Origin of the sequence: Pseudonocardia terrae (genome assembly GCF_021343995.1) — a bacterium.
Taxonomy (GTDB): domain Bacteria; phylum Actinomycetota; class Actinomycetes; order Mycobacteriales; family Pseudonocardiaceae; genus Pseudonocardia; species Pseudonocardia terrae.
This window is the reverse complement of the sequence record NZ_JAJTTE010000068.1, coordinates 16,326-32,986: the sequence shown is the minus strand read 5'-3', so window position 1 is coordinate 32,986 and position 16,661 is coordinate 16,326. Positions and strand designations below refer to the sequence as shown.

The following is a 16,661-nucleotide window of genomic DNA, read 5'->3' as shown; positions in this document are numbered from 1 at the left end:
TAGGTGGGGTCGCCGTACGGGTTGCCGCCCTGCTGCGGTGGGACCGGCGGCGCGGACGGCCCGCCCCAGGCCTCCGTGGCACCCGGCGTCCACTGGCCGGTGGCCGCGGGGGGCGACCAGGCTCCGGTGGCCGCGAGCTGGGTGGGCGGCCCGCCGTCCGGCCCGACCGCGCCCTGGACGCCGGTGAAGCCGGCGGCCCCGAGCGCGCCACCGACGGCCGGGTGCGTGCCCGTGGCGCCCAGGAGCGACTGCGGGAGGAAGGCCAGCACCGCACCCTTGGCGATGGCGTTCTTCGGGTCGGTGTCCACGGCGACCGGCCGGGAGAGCTGCTCGGACACCAGCTGCGCGACGAGCGGGATCCGCGAGGACCCACCGACCAGCAGGACGGCGGTGAGGTTCTCGGGGGCCGTCCCGGCGGACTCGACGGCGCGGCGCAGCGCGTCGACCGTCTCGGCGATCGAGGGCCGGATGGCCTCCTCGAACTCGCTGCGGTGCAGCCGCACGGACCCGCGGTACGCCGGCATGAGCACCGGGATGGTGACCTCGGTGTCGGCGGAGAGCGCCTCCTTGGCCTCGGTGCACTCGCGCCGCAGCCGGGCGACGGCCGCCAGCACGGCCGGGTCGGTCTCGTCGATGCCCTCGAAGGCCTCGGGCGCGCCCTCGGCGACGTGGTCGAACACCACCTGGTCGAAGTCGACGCCGCCGAGGTGCTCGAGGCCTTCGGGCCGCCCGAGCAGGCCGAACGGCGCGCTGTTGGCCGCTCCGCCTGCGCTTCGCGGCGCGTCCTTGCGCACGACCGCGGCGTCGAACGTGCCGCCGCCGAGGTCGTAGACGGCGATCGTCGAGCCGGTCGGCACCCGCTCGCCGGCCGCGTAGTGCAGCGCGGCGGCCTGCGGCTCGGCGAGGAACGTCACGGTGAGGCCCTGCGCGTGCGCCGCGGCCGCCATCAGGTCCCGCTTGTGGGTGCCCCACGAGGCCGGGTGCGTGACGGCGATCCGGTCGGCCGGGCCGCCCTCCTGGACGGCGACCTTGTCCACGACCCAGCGCAGCAGCCGGGCCCACAGCTCCTCGGCGGACCAGGCCCGGCCGCCGACGACGATCGGGGTCGGGTCGCCCACGCGCCGCTTGAACTCGCGCACGACGCGGTCGGGATCGGTCACCGCGCGACGTTCGGCGGCCTCGCCGACGAGCACCTCGCCGTCGGGACCCAGGAAGAGCACGGAGGGGACGTCGGTGGAACGGTCGCCGAGCGACACCATCTCGGGCGACCCGGGGCGGTCGGCACGCGAGACCGCCGCGGCGGTCCTGGTCGTGCCCACGTCGACACCGAGCAGGTAGGTCATCGTCACCGTCTTCGGTCGGTCCTCGGCGCCGACGTGCTGGGGAGCGGGGCGCCCGTCCATTCTGTCCATCGACAGCGTGGAGGATCACGTTAGCGTCACGGACCGCCCGATCCGGGCACGGGCCGACGGCGCTGCGCCACGCGGTGTCACCGGATCGGTCACCGGATCTTCGGGCGGCACGGGCCCTACAGGCGGTGCTGCAGGGCTTCCGCCGCGGCCAGCAGGTCCGCCGCCCACCGCACGCCCGGCCGCCGGCCGATCCGGTCGACCGGCCCGGACACCGAGACGGCCGCGACGACCTGGCCCTGCGCGTCGCGCACGGGCGCCGAGACACTGGCCACACCGGACTCCCGCTCGGCGACGCTCTGCGCCCATCCGCGCCGCCGGACGTCGACCAGCACCCGCTCGGTGAACGTGGCACCGGCGAGCACAGCGCGTTGGGTGGCCGGGTCGGACCAGGCGGCGAGGACCTTCGCCCCGGAGCCGGCGGTCATGGGCAGGCGGGTGCCGACGGGCACCGTGTCCCGCAGGCCGGACGCGGGCTCGGCGGTGGCGATGCAGATGCGGTGCATCCCGTCGCGCCGGTAGAGCTGCACGCTCTCCCCGGTGATGTCGCGCAGCCGCGGCAGCACCGCGCCGGCGGCCTCGAGCAGCGGGTCCGAGTGCCCGCCGGCGAGCTCGGCGAGGGTGGGGCCGGGGCGCCAGCGGCCGTCGGATCCCCGCTGCAGCAACCCGTGCACCTCCAGCCCGACGGCCAGCCGGTGTGCGGTGGCCCGCGGCAGGCCGGTGGCCTCGCAGAGCTCGGAGAGTCCCATGGGCTCGTCGGCCGCTGCACGCAGCACCCCCACGGCCTTGTCGAGCACGCCGATGCCGCTAGACTGTCTCACGCCTCGATACTAGCTTCCCAGAATCTGGACGGTAAACTCTGGGAGCGACCACCACCGGGGCTCGCGACACAACCGATGAAGGAGGCGGCAGCGGTGGGACGTACGCTGGCCGAGAAGGTCTGGGACCAGCACCTGGTCCGCAAGGGTGAGGGGCAGGAGCCCGACCTGCTCTACATCGACCTCCACCTCGTGCACGAGGTGACGAGCCCGCAGGCGTTCGACGGGCTCCGGCTCGCCGGCCGGGGGGTCCGCCGCCCGGACCTCACCCTCGCCACCGAGGACCACAACGTCCCGACGCTCGACGTCCTCGCCCCGATCGCCGACCCCGTCTCGCGGACGCAGGTGGAGACCCTGCGGAAGAACTGCGAGGAGTTCGGCGTCCGGCTCTACCCGATGAACCACGCCGAGCAGGGCATCGTGCACGTCGTCGGGCCGCAGCTGGGGCTGACCCAGCCGGGCACCACCGTCGTCTGCGGCGACTCGCACACCTCCACGCACGGCGCGTTCGGCGCCATGGCGTTCGGCATCGGCACGTCCGAGGTGGAGCACGTGCTGGCCACCCAGACGCTGCCGCTGAAGCCGTTCAAGACCATGGCGATCAACGTCCACAGCACGGACGGGCGGCTGCGCCCCGGCGTCACGAGCAAGGACGTCGTGCTGGCGATCATCGCCCAGATCGGCACCGGCGGCGGGCAGGGCTACGTGCTCGAGTACCGCGGCAACGTCATCGAGAACCTCTCGATGGAGGCCCGGATGACGATCTGCAACATGTCGATCGAGGCCGGCGCCCGCGCGGGCATGATCGCCCCGGACGAGACCACCTTCGCGTACCTCAAGGGCCGCGACCACGCGCCGAAGGGCGCGGAGTGGGACGAGGCGGTGGCTGCCTGGCGCGAGCTGCGCACCGATGACGACGCCGTGTTCGACGCCGAGGTCGACATCGACGCCGACGCGCTGACCCCGTTCGTCACCTGGGGCACCAACCCCGGCCAGGGCCTGCCGCTGGGCGAGAGCGTCCCGGACCCCGAGGCGATCGTCGACGAGAACGAGCGCGTCGCCGCCGAGAAGGCGCTGGCGTACATGGGCCTCGAGGCGGGGCAGCCGCTGCGGTCGATCAAGGTCGACACCGTGTTCGTCGGGTCCTGCACCAACGGCCGGATCGAGGACCTGCGGGCCGCCGCGGGGATCCTCGACGGGCGGCAGATCGCCGAGGATGTCCGGATGCTGGTCGTGCCGGGCTCGATGCGGGTGCGCTTCCAGGCGGAGGAAGAGGGCCTGGACAAGGTCTTCACCGCCGCCGGCGCCGAGTGGCGTTCCGCGGGCTGCTCGATGTGCCTGGGCATGAACCCCGACCAGCTCGCGCCGGGGGAGCGCAGCGCGTCGACCTCCAACCGCAACTTCGAGGGCCGCCAGGGCAAGGGCGGCCGCACCCATCTGGTGTCCCCGCTGGTCGCCGCGGCGACCGCGGTGCGCGGCACCCTGAGCAGCCCGGAGGACCTGAGCTGATGGAGAAGTTCAGCACCCACACCGGCATCGGCGTCCCGCTGCGCCGCTCCAACGTGGACACCGACCAGATCATCCCGGCCGTCTACCTCAAGCGCGTCACCCGCACCGGGTTCGAGGACGGGCTGTTCTCGGCCTGGCGCAACGACGAGTCGTTCATCCTCAACCAGGAGCCCTTCTCCCGCGGGTCGGTCCTGGTGGCGGGGCCGGACTTCGGCACCGGCTCCTCGCGCGAGCACGCCGTCTGGGCCCTGATGGACTACGGCTTCCGGGTCGTGATCTCGGCGCGCTTCGCCGACATCTTCCGCGGCAACTCGGCCAAGGCCGGGCTGGTCGCGGCGCAGGTCGAGCAGCCGGACGTCGAGCTGCTGTGGAAGCTGCTGGAGAACGAGCCGGGCACCGAGGTGACCGTCGACCTGCAGGAGAAGACGGTGCAGGCCAAGGACCTGACCGTACCCTTCGAGATCGACGACTACATCCGCTGGCGCCTGCTGGAGGGGCTCGACGACATCGGCCTCACCCTCCGCCACGAGGACGCGATCGACGCGTTCGAGCGTTCGCGCCCCGCGCACAAGCCCGTCACCACGGCCTGACCTGGGCCTCCTCGACGGACCGCCGTCGGTACTGCGGGTGACCACAGTGGTCACGCACGGTACCGGCGGCGGTTTTTCGTTGTGCTGCAAGGGTTCTTCGGTGGCGAAGCCCCTTGGCGAATGGCCCAGGAGGCTCTACCGTGCGGGGCCATGAACAAGACCCAGCTGGTGGACGCGCTGGCAGCACGCCTCGGTGACCGGCGCACCGCGGCGTCCGCAGTGGACGGAGTCCTGGACATCATCGTGGACACGGTCGGCTCCGGCGGGTCGGTGACCCTCACCGGGTTCGGGGTGTTCGAGGCGCGGGCCCGGGCGGCCCGCGTGGCGCGCAACCCGCGGACCGGCGAGACGGTCCCGGTGCCGCCGACCACGGTCCCGGCCTTCCGCCCGGGCACCGCCTTCAAGACCACGGTGGCCGGCAACGACGGCGCCGCCGCGACCGCGAAGAAGGCCCCGGCCCGCAACCCGCGCCCGGCGACCCGCGCGACCCGCGCGGCCCGCTCCTCGGGCTCGTTCGCCGCGGAGGAGGCCGTCGAGGCCCCGGCGCCCAAGAAGACCGCGCGCTCCACGGCCGCGAAGACCACGGCGACCAAGGCGGCCGGGAAGCCGGCGGCGGCCAAGAAGGCCAAGGAGCCCGTGGTCAAGGCCGTGAAGGACAAGCCGGCCAAGAAGACGAAGGCGAAGAAGTAGCCCTCAGGTGGGGCTGGGGTAGTAGTCCGCGGACCGTAGGGCGCCGGTGGCGTCGGTCGCGAGGACCCACGTGCTGCCCTTGCGGGAGGGCACGGGGGTCTTCTCCGGGTCCGGCACGCCGGTGACGCGGGCGTCGAACTCGTCGAGCAGGGTCTCGACGACGTCGGGGATCACCCCGCCCTGGCTGCACAGCACCGTGAGGCCGGGGCGGACGAGGAGCTGGCGGAACCGGGCGAGCCCGGCGGCCGGGTCCTCCCAGTAGCCCTCCTCGCCGAGCAGCGGCTCGCGCTCGATCTTCGCCCCCTGCATGTCGGCGTAGGGCGCGATCGTGTCGACGCAGCGCACCGGCAGCGCCGAGTGGAAACGTTCCGGGGCGAACCGGCCGAGGAAGCCGACCAGGTGCTCGGCCTGCGTGCGCCCGACGCCGGAGAGCGGGCGCAGGTCGTCGTCGCCCTCCCAGTCCTTGCGGCTGCCCGCCTTGGCGTGCCGCACCACGAGCAGCAGCGACGTCGGCTGGGTGAACCGCTCGAGGACCTCGACGTCGTGGGCGTAGCTCAGCTGCGCCGCCGCCTCGGCGGGCGGGAGCCAGACCAGCTCGTCGATCTCGTCGTTCGGGGTGAACTCGGTGCCCTCCAGAGCCTCGGCCGACCAGTACCGGACGAGCTTGCTGCCCTCGGGCACGAGGTAGCGCACGTCGCCGAGCCGGGCGCCGAGCCGGGCCCGCACCCCGGTCTCCTCCCACGTCTCCCGCAGTGCGCAGGCGGCCAGGGACTCGCCGTTGTCCAGCTTGCCCTTCGCCAGGCCCCAGTCGTCGTACTTGGGGCGGTGCACCAGCGCGACGAGCGGACCGGTGTTGCCGGCGCGCCAGAGCACCGTGCCCGCGGCCAGGACGTCGGCCCCGAGCGCCGCGTACAGGTCAGACATCCGCGGGTCCGGCCCTCACTCGTCGACCTGGGACCGCGAGGCGTGCGCGATCATGAGCTCCGCCTGGTGGTCGCGCACCTTCTCGAGGTCGGTGCCCTTCGGCGGGGAGGGCTCCCACCTGCCGTCGCCCTCCAGCACCCAGCAGCGAGTGGCCGGGTCGAGGCAGGACCCGAAGACCTCGGCGAGCTGCCCGGCGAGCTTGGGGTCGGCCACCCGCAGCAGCACCTCGACGCGCCGGTCGAGGTTGCGGTGCATCATGTCGGCGCTGCCGATCCAGTACTCGTCGGCCGAGCCGAAGTGGAAGATCCGCGAGTGCTCCAGGAAGCGCCCGAGGATCGAGCGCACCTGGATGTTCTCGCTCAGCCCCTCCACGCCCGGGCGGATCGCGCAGATCCCGCGGACGACGATGTCGACCGGCACTCCGGCCTGCGACGCCCGGTACAGCGCGTCGATCACCTGCTCGTCGACCAGGGAGTTGACCTTGATCTGGACGCGCGCGGTGCTGTCGCCGGCCTTGTGCGCCTCGATCTCGTCCTCGATGCGCCGGACGATCCCGCGCCGCACGCCGTAGGGCGCCACGAGCAGGCTGCGGTAGGAGGTCTGCCGCGAGTAGCCGGTGAGCGAGTTGAACAGGTCGGTGAGGTCGGCGCCGATCGTCGGGTCGGCGGTGAGCACGCCGATGTCCTCGTAGAGCCGTGCCGTCTTCGGGTTGTAGTTGCCGGTGCCGATGTGGCAGTAGCGGCGGATGGTCGAGCCCTCCTGGCGCACGACCAGCGAGGTCTTGCAGTGCGTCTTCAGGCCGACCAGCCCGTAGACGACGTGCACGCCCGCCTTCTCCAGCTCGCGCGCCCAGCGGATGTTGGCCTGCTCGTCGAACCGCGCCTTGATCTCCACCAGCGCGACGACCTGCTTGCCGGCCGCCGCCGCGTCGATCAGGGCGTCGACGATCGGCGAGTCGCCCGACGTCCGGTACAGCGTCTGCTTGATCGCCAGCACGTTCGGGTCCGCCGCGGCCTGCTCGATGAAGCGCTGCACGCTCGTCGAGAAGGAGTCGTACGGGTGGTGGACCATGACGTCGCCCTCGCGGAGCGTGGCGAACACGCTGCGCGGCATCTCCCGCTCGCCGAAGGCCGGGTGCGTGGCCGGGCGGAAGGGCTCGTCCTTCAGGTCGGGACGGTCGGCGCCGTAGACCTCCCAGAGGCAGGTGAGGTCGAGCAGCCCGGGCACGGTGACGACGTCGCCCGGGTCGACGTCGAGCTCGCGCAGCAGCAGCTCCAGCACGTGCTCGCTCATGGTGTCGACGACCTCGAGCCGCACGGGCGGGCCGAAGCGGCGGCGGGCGAGCTCGCGCTCGAGGGCCTGCAGGAGGTCCTCGTCCCGGTCCTCCTCGACCTCGAGGTCGGCGTTGCGGGTCACGCGGAAGGCGTGCACCTCCGCGACCTCCAGGCCCGGGAAGAGCTCGCCGAGGTGGGCACTGATGAGGTCCTCGATCGGCAGGAAGGTGACGTCGCGGCCCGGCTTGCCCTCGTCGTCCTGCACCCGGACCAGGCGCGGGACGTTGTTCGGCACCTTGACCCGGGCGAAGCGCTCGGTGCGGCTGTCGGTGTCCCGGACCGTGACGGCCAGGTTCAGCGACAGGCCGGAGATGTACGGGAACGGGTGTGCGGGGTCGACGGCCAGCGGAGTGAGGACCGGGAAGACCTGGGCGGCGAAGTAGTCCGACAGGCGCAGGCGCTGGGCGTCGGACAGGTCGCTCCAGCGGCGGATGTGGATGCCGTGCTGGTCGAGCTCGGGGCGGACCTCGTCGAGGAACACGCGGGCGTGCGCCTCGGAGAGCTGCTGGCTGCGCGCGGCGATCCGGACGAGCTGCTCGCGGGGGGAGAGCCCGTCGGCGGAGCGCACGGCCAGGCCGGTCTCGTCGCGACGCTTCAGCCCGGCGACCCGCACCATGTAGAACTCGTCGAGGTTGCTGGCGAAGATCGCGAGGAACTTCGCCCGCTCCAGCAGCGGCTGGCTGGTGTCCTCGGCGAGCGCCAGCACCCGGGCGTTGAAGTCCAGCCAGGAGAGCTCGCGGTTGAGGTAGCGGTCGTCCGGCAGCCCGCTCGGCGCGGCGACGGTGGTCGGCGCGGGCGGGCCGATCGGGGCGGCGCCGGACCCGTTGCCCGTGATGGGGGCGGTGGCGGTGCTCGCGCTCGTGGGAACGGGGGCCGGGCCGGGTGCGGCCGCCTCGACCTGGGCGCCCGCCCGTGAGGCGCGCACCGGGGTGGCCCGGCGGCGCGGGGCCGGCTTCTTGGCGGTCGACCGGCGGCGGCCGTTGGTCCCGGCGCCGGACTCGGAGTTCTCGGGGCCCGTGCTCACCGGCGGGATTCTTCCTCACCTGCGGACCCCGCGACTCGTCGGAGCGACCGACATCCGGGTGAACTCTGGGTCACGGCCGGGTCACGAATGGCGGGTGACCTGCGACGGCAAGGTCCGTTGTGCCCGAAATCGCAGCCGTCCGCGCGAGCGACCCGTCCGGATGAGACGAGGAGCCCGGCCGGGATCCGTCGGCGAATCCGTCACTGGCACGATGGCCCTCATGCGGATCGCGTGCGTCGGCGCCGGGCCCGGCGGACTCTTCTTCGCCATTCTCGCCACGAGAATTCCCGGGGTCACCGACGTCACCGTGTACGAACAGGCCGCGGAAGGCGCGCCCCGCGGCTGGGGAGTGGTGTTCTGGCCGGACCTGATGGACCAGGTCGAGGCCGTCGACCCGCCTTTCGCCGAGGCGTTGCGGACATTCCGCTACACCTGGCGCGACCAGGTCGTCGAGGTGGACGGATCGGAGGCCCGGTTCACCGCGTCGGGTTTCGCGATGGGGCGCCACCTCATGCAGAAGTTGCTCGTCGACCGGGCCCGCGAGGTCGGGGTGCGGATCGAGTTCGACCGCCGGATCGGGCGGCTCGCGGAGCTCGAGGGGTACGACCTCGTCGTCGCGGCCGACGGCGTGCGTAGCGGCCTGCGGGAGCAGGCGCCGGGTGTCCGTACGGAGGTCACCGAGGGCCGGAACCGCTACATCTGGCTGGGCACGGAGAAGCAGTTCTCGTCGTTCACCTTCCCGTTCGTGCACAGCCCGGGGGGTTGGCTGTGGGCGCACGCCTACGCGTTCGGCGAGGCCGGCAGCACGTTCATCGTGGAGACGACGGAGGAGACCTGGCGCGCGCTGGGCCTCGACACGCTCGGTCCGGACGAGACGCTCCGGCTCCTCGAGTCGGTCTTCGCCGACCAGCTCGACGGCCACAAGCTCGTCCTGCAGGAAGATGCCCGCGAGACCGCCCCGTGGCGGCGCTTCGCCACGGTGCGGAACTCGTCCTGGACGGACGGACCCCTCGCCCTGGTGGGCGATGCCGCCCACACGACCCACTTCAGCGTCGGATCGGGCACCCGCCTGGCCCTGGAGGACGCGATCGCCCTGGCGCGGCACCTGGAGCAGGCCCCGACCGTCGCCGCCGCCCTGGCGGGATACGGCACGGAGCGCGCCGAGGCCCTGGAGGTCACGGCCGGGCAGGCCCGCTCGAGCGCGGCCTGGTTCGAGGCCGTCCCGCAGTACGTCGAGCGGCCCGTCCGGGACTTCGCCCGCCTGCTGATCGAGCGGCGGCGCCTCGTCGCCCGGCGGGCGCCGGGGCTCTACCTGGCCCTGCACCGGCTCACCACGGTGCCGGTGCTCGGCGCGCTGGTCAACCATGGGCTCGCCGCCGGCCGGGCGATCGCGCCGCGGGTGATCGGCCCGCTCCGCCGTCGTCTCTCCCGCTGATCAGCGGCTACGACGCGCGCCTGGGCACCAGCGTTCGCACGTCCTGCACGAGTGCGACTGCGACGCGGGCGGGCGGCTGGTGGCTGGCCCGTGCCGTCAGCACTCCGGGCAGGTACCGGGTGAGCAGGGGCGTCGAGACCCGCTTGAGCTCGGCGTAGGCGTGCGTCGCGTGTCGCGCGCCCACGGGCGCGAGGCCGCGGACGGTGCACGGGACGAACCGGGTGTGGCGGGTCGTCTCCCGGTCGGACCAGCGCAGCTTGTAGGCGAAGGCGTCGATGCGGAAGTCGAAGTCGAGACCGCGGTCGAAGGCCAGTCGCACACACTCCTCGATCAGGACGTTGCCCGCCCCGAGGGCAGCCTGCGACTCGTCGAACGCCATCACGAAGCCCTCGAGCGCGTGTGCCGAGCAGTAGCAGATCGACGCCGAGACCAGCTCGTCGTCGACGGTCACCCCGACCACGAGCGGTCGCACCTGCGCCCCCGCGGGCGTGCGGTCGAGCAACTCGTGGAAGAACTCCTCGCCCGATCCGTCGCTGATCCACGGCGTGGTCTTGTGCCGACGGACGAGCCACTCCCGCTTCCGCGCGAAGATCCAGTCGACGGCCTGGTGACCGAAGGCGGGCTCGTCGTCGGAAGTGCGGAAGGCGACGGTGCCGGCCTTCTGGAGCCGTTTGCGGTTGCGCCGCATCTCCCAGCGCAGCTTCTGGGGTCGAGTGCCCGACCAGGCCTCGAACCCCTCGTCGGGGCGGACCGCGACGGGGGACGTGGTCGAGGAGCCGAAGGCGAGCGCCGAGAAGCGGCCGCCGGCCGGGAGCGGCCCGTCGGGCTGGTGGTAGACGGCGAGCACGTCGGCGAGCCGGGTCGCCTCCGCGATCGCCAGCGCGAGGGCCTCCTCGGCGTGCTCACCCGGCCGGACGACGGGAACGGCGTACTCCTGCGTGCTCCGGTTGCCGAGGTGGGTGGCCACCGTGTGGCCGCGCCGGCGTTCGATGTGCAGCGGCCAGACGAGGAGGAGCTCGCCGCCCCGCCGTACCGTGACGACGGCCAACCGCGAGCCGCGGGGCTCCGCGAGCCGGGTCCACGCCACCCGGTTGTAGTGGAAGGTCTGGCTCAGCGAATGATCGGGAACGGCGCTGAGCAGTTCGGCCCACTCGCTCTCGAGCGCGTCGAATTCGACCGTCGATCGCAGGACGGCAGGGCGAATGAGGGAAACCATGCCTGATGGACTCCGACGTCGGGGCGGTTCGGATTCGCGAGCGGCCGTGGCGTCTTCTCCACCGATTCGGCTGCCGAGGGAGCCGATCGTAAAGCAGCCACGGGAGTGTGGCGATTCGGGCCGAACCGACCGAATTGCCCGAGAGCCGCGGGTGACTACCTCCTCCGCCTCACACACCGCCCCCGCCAGGATGGGCCGATGGTCGCCTCGCTCGTGCTGGTCGCCCTCGTCGTGCTCGCCGCGGTCAGCGGCGGGACAGGGTTGCGTGGCGCGGTCGCGCTCGCCGTCGTCGCGGTGCTGTGGTTCCTCGTCAACGGGAGGATGGAGGGTCCGACACTGCTCGTCCTGGCGCCGAACCACGGGCTGACCGGGGGCGACCTGGCCGGGATCGCCGCACTGGGCGTCGCGGCGTGGCGGGCCTCGGCCGTGGTGCGGCGGCGTCGCTCGTCGTGACGGCGGCGCCGTTCTCCGTGCTCGAGCCCGTCAGGAGGTGCTGCATCTCGGCCGGGGTGGATCGCTCCAGGAACCGCAGCAGCTCGACCGGGAAGGGCAGGACCAGGGTGGAGTTCTTCTCCGCCGCCACCTCGACGACGGTCTGCAGCAGCCGCAGCTGCAGCGCGGCGGGGTTGGCGGCCATCACCTGGGCCGCCTCGGCGAGCTGCTTCGACGCCTGCAGCTCGCCCTCGGCCGTGATCACCCGGGAGCGGCGTTCGCGCTCGGCCTCGGCCTGGCGCGACATCGAGCGTTTCATCGACTCCGGCAGCACCACGTCCTTGATCTCCACGCGGTCGATGTGCACGCCCCAGCCGACCGCCGGGTTGTCGATCATCAGCTCGAGGCCCTGGTTGAGCCGCTCGCGGTTGGAGAGCAGGTCGTCGAGCTCGCTCTTGCCGATGATCGAACGCAGCGACGCCTGCGCCACCTGCAGGATCGCCGAGCCGTAGTCCTGCACGTCGACGGCCACCCGCACGGGGTCGATGACGCGGTAGTAGACGACCGCGTCGACCCGGACGGTGACGTTGTCGCTGGTGATCCCGTCCTGGGCGGGGACCGGCAGGGTCACAACCTGCATGCTGACCTTCTGCATGCGGTCCGCGATCGGGATGAGCGTCGCGAGCCCGGGGCCTCTCGTCTGGGGCTGCAGCCGGCCGAACCGGAAGACCACCCCCCGCTCGAACTGCTGCACGACCCGGACGCTGGTCGCGGCGCTCACCAGCATCATGAAGCCGACGAGCACGAGAACCATCCAGAGAACGGTCATCACACGCCTCCTAGGAGGCGTCGATTATCGACCCGCGCCGGCGCGCTCGCCAGTGCTGACCTGCGCTGACCAGGGATGACCGGGACACCCGCCGACCGGGACTCAGCGGCAGACGAACAGCCCCGCGGTCCGCGGCCCGACGCCCATCGCGCAGGCCTCGCGAAGGTCGGCCTCGGTGTCGACGTCGCGGCGCAGGCCGGGGAGCTCGCCGCTGAGCGGAGCCGCGCCCGAGGCCTTGTGCGCGGCGGCGGAGCCGGGGCCGAAGTGCGGGTCGAGCGGGGTGCCGGCGGGAGCGAGGAGGAGCGTGGTGCCGTCGCCCTGGGCGTCGGTGCAGAACGCCCTCGTTCCGGCGTGCTCGAGCGCCTCGTCGAGCTCCCCGGGCTTCAACGCCGGCAGGTCGGCCTGCAGGGCGCCGCGGGCGAGGCCGCGGGGCAGGGCCGCGGCCCCGTGGAGCAGGGCGGCATTGAGCCCGGCCGCCGGCTCGTCGCGGACGATCCGCACCCCCGTCCCGGCCAGCTCGCGCCCGACCGTCTCGTCGCTCGTCACGACGACGACGGCGGCCACCCGCTCGGCGCCCAGTACGGCGTCGAGGGTGTCCAGGGCGAGCGCGAGGGCGAGCTCGGCGTGCCGGGCCGGATCGCCCACCCCGCCGTCGGCGGCCCCGCGCAGCCGGGACTTGGCCGCGTCGAGCCCCTTGACGGGCACGACCAGACCCACTTCGCGGCTGCTCACCACACCATCGTTCCACTCGCGCAGGGTGTCGGTGGACCGCGCCCGGGCGGGCAGGGAAGGATCGGCGTCGATCGACCTCGATCGACGAGGAGGAGAGGGGCACCCGTGGCGCGCGAGAAGGGCGGGTTCTGGGTCGGGTTCGCGGCGGCGGTCTTCTATCCGCTGTCGTACCTGGCCGGGAGCCCGCACTACGTAGGTCGTGAGCACCTGCCCGCGAAGGGCGGGGCGCTCGTCGTCGCGAACCACATCTCGTACCTGGACCCGGTGTACACGGCGCTGTGGGTGCACACCGCCCGGCGGGTGCCGCGGTTCCTGGCCAAGGCGAGCCTGTGGAAGATCCCCGTGTTCGGCAAGGTGCTGGTGGGCACAGGCCAGATCCCGGTCTACCGCGACTCCGCCGACGCCCAGCAGAGCCTGCGCGCCGGCGTCGAGGGCCTGGGGAACGGCAAGGTCGTGGTGATCTACCCGGAGGGCACGATCACCCGGGACCCGGAGGGCTGGCCGATGCACTCGCGCACCGGCGCGGCCCGCCTGGCGCTGTCGTCGGAGGTGCCTGTGGTGCCGCTGGTGCACTGGGGTACCCGTGAGGTGTACGACCACTACAACAAGAAGTTCCGGCCGCTGCCGCGGACGCGGATCACGGTGCGGGCGGGTGAGCCGATCGACCTGTCCGCGTACCGGGGCCGGCCGATCGACGCGACGATCCTCCGCGAGGTGACCGACCTGTTCATGACCCGCTGCAAGGAGCTGCTCGCCGACGTCCGGGGCGAGACACCGCCGCCGGGCTTCCACCGCCGCGCCGCCGAGGGCCGCGCGGCCGGGGCCGCGACCCCGGAGATCGAGCGGAACGGCGACCCGGCGTGACCGGACTCGCGAAGATCGCGGTCCTCGGGGCCGGCTCCTGGGGGACCGCGTTCGCCAAGGTCGTCGCCGACGCCGGGCGCGAGGTCGTGCTGTGGGCGCGGCGGCCGGAGGTGGCTGCCGCGATCCGGGACGACCACGAGAACGCCGACTACCTGCCCGGCGTGCGGCTGCCCGAGAACCTCTCCGCAACGTCCAACGCTGCGGCCGCGCTCGACGGCGCCGACGCCGTCGTCCTCGCCGTGCCGTCGCAGACGCTGCGGGCGAACCTGGCGGACTGGAAGCCGCTGCTCCCGCCGGGGCGGACGCTGGTGAGCCTGGCCAAGGGTGTCGAGCTGGGGACGCTCAAGCGGATGAGCGAGGTGGTCGCCGAGGTCGCGGCGGTGCCGCTTGACCGGATCGCCGTCGTCTCGGGGCCGAACCTGGCGCGGGAGATTGCGCAGGGGGAGCCGACGGCCACCGTGATCGCCTGCTCGGACCACGAGCGCGCCGTCGAGCTGCAGGCCGCGACCTCCAACGACTACTTCCGCTCCTACACCAACACGGACGTCATCGGCTGCGAGCTGGGCGGCGCGGGCAAGAACGTGATCGCGCTGGCCGTCGGGATCGCGGCCGGGATGGGGCTGGGCGACAACAGCCGCGCCTCGCTCATCACCCGCGGCCTGGCCGAGACCGCCCGCCTGGGCCAGGAGCTGGGCGCGGACCCGTTGACCTTCGCCGGGCTCGCGGGGCTGGGCGACCTGGTGGCGACGTGCTCGTCGCCGCTCTCCCGCAACCGCACCTTCGGCGAGCACCTCGGCCGCGGCGAGACCCTCGCCCAGGCGGAGGCGGCGAACCACGGCCAGGTCGCCGAGGGCGTGAAATCGTGCGTGTCGATCTGTGAGCTCGGGGAACGGCACGGGGTGGAACTGCCGATCGCCGACGCCGTGCGGCGGGTGTGCCACGAGGGCTACTCCGCCACCGCCATGGCGAAGGAACTGATCTCGCGGGCGCCGAAGCCCGAGTGAGCCGTGAGTGCCGGTGGGGCACTCGGCGCTGGGAGGATCATGAGCGGGGACGGGACGCGCTGCGTCTGGGGCGGGCATCCGCCGGGTGAGGTGGGCGACGCCGTGCACCCCGGCCCGGTGCTGTCGGCGACCTTCGACCTCGGGCTCCCGCACGACCCGCAGCCCGAGTACTTCTACGGCCGCGCCGGCAACCCCACGTGGAGCGCCTTCGAGGCCGCGGTCGGCGAGCTCGAGGGCGGGGAGTGCGTGGCGTTCCCCTCCGGGATGGCCGCGCTGTCCACGGTGATGCGGCTGTGCGCCCGCCCCGGCACCGCGATCGTCCTGCCGAGCGACGGGTACTACATCGGCCGGCTCGTCGCCTCCGAGGAGCTCGGGCCGATGGGCGTCGAGCTCCGGGAGTTCGCGACGGCGGGGGCCTGGGAGCCGCTCAACGGCGCCTCCCTCGTGGTGCTCGAGACGCCCTCGAACCCGGGGCTGGAGGTGTGCGACATCCGGGCCATCGCGGACGCGGCGCATGCCGCCGGCGCGATGGTCGCCGTGGACAACACCACCGCGACGCCGCTGGGGCAGAAGCCGCTGGCGTTCGGGGCCGACTTCGTGGTCGCAAGTGACACGAAGGCGCTCGCGGGGCACGGCGACGTCCTCATCGGGCACGTGACCTGCGCCGACCCGATCCTCGCCGGCCGCGTCCGCGCGTCCCGCACTCGCAACGGCGCCATCCCCGGCCCGATGGAGACCTGGCTCGCGCACCGCGGCCTCGGCACGCTCGACCTGCGGCTGGAGCGGCAGGCGAAGAACGCGCAGGCGCTGGTCCAGGCACTGTTGGGGCACCCCGCGGCGTCCGACGTCCGGTGGCCCGGCCTGCCCTCGGACCCCTCCCACGCGATCGCCTCCCGGCAGATGCGGCGCTGGAACGGGATCCTGCGGTTCACACTGCCCTCGGCCGAGGCGGTGGGGGAGTTCCTGGCGGCGTCGCGGTTGGTGTCGTCGTCGACCAGCTTCGGCGGCCTCCAGACCTCCGCCGACCGGCGGGAACGATGGGGCGACGCCGTCCCACCCGGCCTGCTCCGCCTCTCCGCGGGCTGCGAGGACACGGACGACCTGGTCGCCGACGTGCTCGGGGCGTTGGAGGCGGTGCGGATCTGAGGTGCTGAGCGGATGAGCAGCGACGCCCCGCTCGACGTCACCACCCCGGCGGAGTGGCGGGCGTGGCTCGCCGAGCATGCGGGCGGCGCCCGCGAGGCCTGGGTCGTCATTCCGCACGCCCGCTCCGGCCGGCCCGGGCTGACGCAGCGGCAGGCCCTCGAGGAGGCGCTCTGTTTCGGCTGGATCGACGGCCTCTCCCGCGGCCACGACTCGAGTTCCCGGAAACAGCGGTTCAGCCCGCGGGCCCCGCGTAGTGCATGGAGCACGATCAACCGCGAGCTCGTCGCGCAGCTGACCGCTGAGGGCCGGATGGCCCCGGCCGGTCAGGCGGCGATCGACGTCGCCCAGGCCCACGGGATGTGGCTGCTGCTCGCCGACGCCCAGGCCGGCATCGTTCCCGACGACCTGCGCACAGCCCTCGATGCCGACCCGGCCGCTGCGGCGGGCTGGGAGGCGATGTCACCCTCCGCCCGCCGCGCCGAGCTCGAAGCCCTCGCCCGAGCGAAGAAGCCGGAGACGCGAGCCCGAAGGATCACGGCCACGGTGGCGGTGGCGAAGTCGAGCGAAAAAGGCCGCGATCCCGAGATCACGAGCTGATAACGGGCTCGGGGCGGCCGACGAACCACCCGGCAACGCGTAGGACGGCGGCGGGTGTATCCCTCACACCACACCCGTCGGCCGGTGCGGCCACGCTGCGGAAATCCC

At 73.2% G+C, this 16,661-nt stretch carries 15 protein-coding genes; 8 read left to right on the top strand and 7 right to left on the bottom strand.

Features of this window, described 5'->3' with window-relative positions:
• Both LWC33_RS30505 and LWC33_RS30500 read right to left on the bottom strand, forming a co-directional pair.
• A partial coding sequence (locus tag LWC33_RS30505; RefSeq protein ID WP_233308142.1) for an Hsp70 family protein occupies window positions 1-1,403 on the bottom strand: 1,403 nt, incomplete at its 3' end.
• A 125-nt stretch (window positions 1,404-1,528) separates the two neighbouring features.
• Window positions 1,529-2,230, bottom strand: a complete 702-nt coding sequence (locus LWC33_RS30500; protein ID WP_233308141.1) for an IclR family transcriptional regulator — start codon at window positions 2,228-2,230, stop codon at window positions 1,529-1,531.
• A gap of 93 nt (window positions 2,231-2,323) precedes the next feature.
• Between LWC33_RS30500 and leuC the strand changes: the two genes are divergently transcribed.
• From leuC to LWC33_RS30485, 3 genes are all read left to right on the top strand, one after another.
• Complete coding sequence (leuC, locus tag LWC33_RS30495) at window positions 2,324-3,736, top strand: 3-isopropylmalate dehydratase large subunit (protein WP_233308140.1); 1,413 nt, start codon at window positions 2,324-2,326, stop codon at window positions 3,734-3,736.
• Window positions 3,736-4,326 (top strand): 3-isopropylmalate dehydratase small subunit, encoded by a 591-nt coding sequence (gene leuD, locus LWC33_RS30490; RefSeq protein ID WP_037044892.1) that lies wholly within the window; start codon window positions 3,736-3,738, stop codon window positions 4,324-4,326. The genes leuC and leuD overlap by 1 nt, the downstream gene beginning before the upstream one ends.
• A 150-nt stretch (window positions 4,327-4,476) precedes the next feature.
• On the top strand, window positions 4,477-5,016 hold the full coding sequence (locus LWC33_RS30485) for an HU family DNA-binding protein (protein WP_233308138.1): 540 nt from the start codon (window positions 4,477-4,479) through the stop codon (window positions 5,014-5,016).
• A 3-nt stretch (window positions 5,017-5,019) separates the two neighbouring features.
• On the opposite strand, the gene LWC33_RS30480 is transcribed toward LWC33_RS30485, so the two are convergent.
• Window positions 5,020-5,940, bottom strand: a complete 921-nt coding sequence (locus tag LWC33_RS30480) for an NUDIX hydrolase (protein WP_233308137.1) — start codon at window positions 5,938-5,940, stop codon at window positions 5,020-5,022.
• Window positions 5,941-5,955: 15 nt separating this feature from the next.
• Complete coding sequence (locus LWC33_RS30475; protein ID WP_372476722.1) at window positions 5,956-8,307, bottom strand: RNA degradosome polyphosphate kinase; 2,352 nt, start codon at window positions 8,305-8,307, stop codon at window positions 5,956-5,958.
• A 211-nt stretch (window positions 8,308-8,518) separates the two neighbouring features.
• On the opposite strand from LWC33_RS30475, the gene LWC33_RS30470 reads away from it, so the two are divergent.
• Complete coding sequence (locus LWC33_RS30470) at window positions 8,519-9,733, top strand: FAD-dependent monooxygenase (protein ID WP_233308134.1); 1,215 nt, start codon at window positions 8,519-8,521, stop codon at window positions 9,731-9,733.
• A gap of 7 nt (window positions 9,734-9,740) precedes the next feature.
• Here LWC33_RS30470 and LWC33_RS30465 read toward each other — a convergent pair whose 3' ends face one another.
• The 3 genes from LWC33_RS30465 to cofC all read right to left on the bottom strand — a co-directional run bounded on the left by LWC33_RS30465 (window position 9,741) and on the right by cofC (window position 12,942).
• Complete coding sequence (locus tag LWC33_RS30465; protein WP_233308133.1) at window positions 9,741-10,949, bottom strand: GNAT family N-acetyltransferase; 1,209 nt, start codon at window positions 10,947-10,949, stop codon at window positions 9,741-9,743.
• Between the two features lie 310 nt (window positions 10,950-11,259).
• Window positions 11,260-12,210 (bottom strand): slipin family protein, encoded by a 951-nt coding sequence (locus LWC33_RS30460; RefSeq protein WP_372476721.1) that lies wholly within the window; start codon window positions 12,208-12,210, stop codon window positions 11,260-11,262.
• 102 nt (window positions 12,211-12,312) lie between these two features.
• Window positions 12,313-12,942: a 2-phospho-L-lactate guanylyltransferase gene (gene cofC, locus LWC33_RS30455; RefSeq protein ID WP_233308132.1), complete on the bottom strand. Its 630-nt coding sequence runs from the start codon at window positions 12,940-12,942 to the stop codon at window positions 12,313-12,315.
• A gap of 105 nt (window positions 12,943-13,047) precedes the next feature.
• On the opposite strand from cofC, the gene LWC33_RS30450 reads away from it, so the two are divergent.
• The 4 genes from LWC33_RS30450 to LWC33_RS30435 are packed head-to-tail and all read left to right on the top strand — an operon-like array spanning window position 13,048 to window position 16,553.
• Window positions 13,048-13,806 carry a lysophospholipid acyltransferase family protein gene (locus LWC33_RS30450; RefSeq protein ID WP_233308131.1) on the top strand — a complete coding sequence of 253 codons (759 nt, stop codon included), beginning with the start codon at window positions 13,048-13,050 and terminating at the stop codon, window positions 13,804-13,806.
• The gene (locus LWC33_RS30445) at window positions 13,803-14,810 is read left to right on the top strand and encodes an NAD(P)H-dependent glycerol-3-phosphate dehydrogenase (protein WP_233308129.1); all 1,008 of its coding nucleotides are present in this window, start codon (window positions 13,803-13,805) and stop codon (window positions 14,808-14,810) included. The genes LWC33_RS30450 and LWC33_RS30445 overlap by 4 nt, the downstream gene beginning before the upstream one ends.
• 39 nt (window positions 14,811-14,849) lie before the next feature.
• Window positions 14,850-15,956 carry a cystathionine gamma-lyase gene (locus tag LWC33_RS30440; RefSeq protein WP_233308128.1) on the top strand — a complete coding sequence of 369 codons (1,107 nt, stop codon included), beginning with the start codon at window positions 14,850-14,852 and terminating at the stop codon, window positions 15,954-15,956.
• 12 nt (window positions 15,957-15,968) lie between these two features.
• Window positions 15,969-16,553: a YdeI/OmpD-associated family protein gene (locus LWC33_RS30435; RefSeq protein ID WP_233308127.1), complete on the top strand. Its 585-nt coding sequence runs from the start codon at window positions 15,969-15,971 to the stop codon at window positions 16,551-16,553.
• Window positions 16,554-16,661: the final 108 nt, after the last annotated feature.